Origin of the sequence: Salinivibrio costicola subsp. alcaliphilus, assembly GCF_001996185.1 — a bacterium.
In the GTDB taxonomy this organism is placed as follows: Bacteria; Pseudomonadota; Gammaproteobacteria; order Enterobacterales; family Vibrionaceae; genus Salinivibrio; species Salinivibrio costicola.
The window spans coordinates 1-2700 of record NZ_MUFR01000083.1; the positions used below are offsets into that span (position 1 = coordinate 1).

Below are 2700 nucleotides of genomic sequence, written 5' to 3' on the forward strand. Positions count from 1 at the left end.
ACCAGGAGCAAGGTTTTAATCGTTATCAAAGCGCCATTCTGGTGTACTGGAAGATTGGCGGCAAAGAGGTCGAAGACCAACATCTTGTCTATCTCAAAGCACCGATCACGCGTGACTTGCTTGATAATCTAGACGATGAATGGCTGGAAGAAAACGGCATTAAACTGTCTATCAATGAATTACTCGCCGCGCCCAAGCAAGCTATCGCCAAACGAGATGAACCTTCATCTGAAAAAGATACCGATAAGCGTGATGAGACAAAACAGCCGACAACCCACACGGTCAAAGCCGATCCGGCCACGCGCCAACGTGAATCATGGCCCACCATTGCCGAACAACATGGCTTATCCGCCAAGCAGCTATTGGATTTGAACCCGCAGTATGACGCCGATCCGATGGCTTTAGCCGTGGGTGATAACCTAACGGTCAGCCAGCCGGCGGCGAAAAAAGAAAAGCAATCAATAACGCGTAATTTACCACCAGAAAAACCACAGAAATATAACCTTGCTGCTAATACCCACTACACATTTGATGGCATTTTGCAGGGGACGTCGGTCAAACCAATAAATCGTGACAAAATGCTGAGCGCTGAAATTTCAGTTGTCAATTTAACTCAGCTATCCCCTCAAGACGTTGATGATGTGTATCTTGTTTTTGCTGACAAACGAATGAGCATGGAGGATTTTGCGCTTGAAACATATTTATCAAATCAAGAACATATAATCGAGCATGTTCTTAATTCAAATCCTCATTTGAGACGTAGTTTTAGCCAGATTATTGAAGGAATGCCCCTTGTCGTGTCGCCTTGGTCTGAAGTCCATCCGGATGAAGAGTTTGCCATCAAACAGGCTAACGACTTAATGAGTGAGTTCCTCACCCTTTCAAGTGAACAGAAAAAGTGGTTCGCAGAGCATCACGAAACAACAACGAATGCGCTACTTTTGAGTGCAACATCTGGCCTAGATATTCACCAGCAGGACGCAAACACATCTATGCTGGCCGAGCTAGATCTAAACCACCTTTTGGCTGGCTCTGGCGCTGTGATTGCCGGCGCTCAGGTCCAAGGTGACAAAATAAGCAAAAAAATGAAGTCCTTTGCTGACTACTCTCGTCACGTAGCTTCTCGAACGGAGGGGCTGTCAGGACCAAAGCTATACTCTCACCCTGACTACAAAGCATGGAGAAAAGAAGCCCGCACATTTCAGCAAGAGATGAAGTTAATACTGACGGAGATTGGAAAGCCAGGATATATTAGAAACATACAGACAAAGCGTATCAATAACTACCTAAATGTCGGTAAACGTCAACTTTACCGAGCAAGAGACTTTTCTAAAGCAATTTCTGGTATTGAAATGACCGCGTTGTATAAACAGGCGATGTCATTTAGCCGCTCATTAGGTATCGCTAACGGTCTCGTAATTGGAGCCGGGTTATATGGAAACGCTACTGATGTGGTAACTACATGTAATAGTAGTGGCTGGTTTGAGGAAACCTGCAATCGAAGAGTTGTTAGAAATAGTACGTCAGGTCTGACAAATGTTTTGGGGGGACTTGCTATAGGATGGGGCATCGCTCTTATACCTGCAACTGGAGGATTATCAATTGCATTGGTTGCTGGTGGTTCTTTTATGTGGGGAATGTATGGTGGAGAACTTTCGAACGAAACAGGGAAAGTTATAGAGGAAATGATCTTTGATTGATTTAGTGATTAAAGCCGGAGTGTTACTGCTAGTAGTAGGCGGATTCCCATATTTGATCTTGAATATCTACCTATCAATAAAGCTTCGGAAGAGAAAGTACGAGATCCTTCATTGCATTGTGAATAGTGCTCCATCTAAGTTTAGAGAGCGAGCTAAATTTATTTTAGAGAGTAATCTTTCATGGGTATTTGCTAGCTCTACAAGTCACATATGGTACGCATACCTCATGCTTAGATACGGTTGGCGAATACCGAAGGCAGAGATTCAAGAGTGGCGTCAAAGCATCCAATCTATTTATGGCTCTGATTACCTTATATATAGACTGTCAACTTTATTGGCTAATGTGTGGCTAACAGGCCTCCCTGTTTTATTATTAATCGCTTTTCGTGGATAAAGTTTTTCACAGCTAACATATTCAGCCAGTGCATTGAGACAAAAAAGAATGTGGGGCCAGGATAAAACCTAAGCATAACTTGAGTTCAACGAGCGAAAACAAAATCAGTAGTCTGGGAGGCAACAAGAGGATTACGCGTCGGTGTAGGTATCGAGCCAGTCGCCGTAGAAAGCATCGCCGATAGCAACGGCGAGTCCTCCCCGAATCCTTTTTCTGCTTCTGACTCTTCATCATCAGAAAAGCGTAAAAAAGCGAGTGAATCTGAGTAGGGTAAGAGATGACACAAGCCCCAGCACAATGATAGATAGGTGCACATTGTAAACGGGCGCCAGTTGCACTGCGCCTGTCACGATCGGCGCCAACTTTGACCTTAATGTCGGATGGCGCGCAGCGCAAATCACACCAAGCTTGCGCGATCGAGAAGGCGCTTATGCCGACCTACGCCTGGTTTATATATCGGTGGTGCCATTGGCTACGATTACTCGTTCCCACGCTCCTGCGTGGGAATGCATACAATGACAAAATTTATACATCGATGGTGCCATTGGCGTAGGTGACACAAGCCCCAGCACGATGATGGATAGGTGCACATTGCCAACGGGCGCC

Annotated in this window: 1 protein-coding gene; it reads left to right on the forward strand. The window is 45.1% G+C overall.

Annotation, left to right across the window (positions count from 1 at the left end; translation table 11 throughout):
• A partial coding sequence (locus tag BZJ21_RS15135; protein WP_101494606.1) for an S-type Pyocin domain-containing protein occupies window positions 1-1700 on the forward strand: 1700 nt, incomplete at its 5' end.
• Between the last annotated feature and the right edge of the window lie 1000 nt (window positions 1701-2700).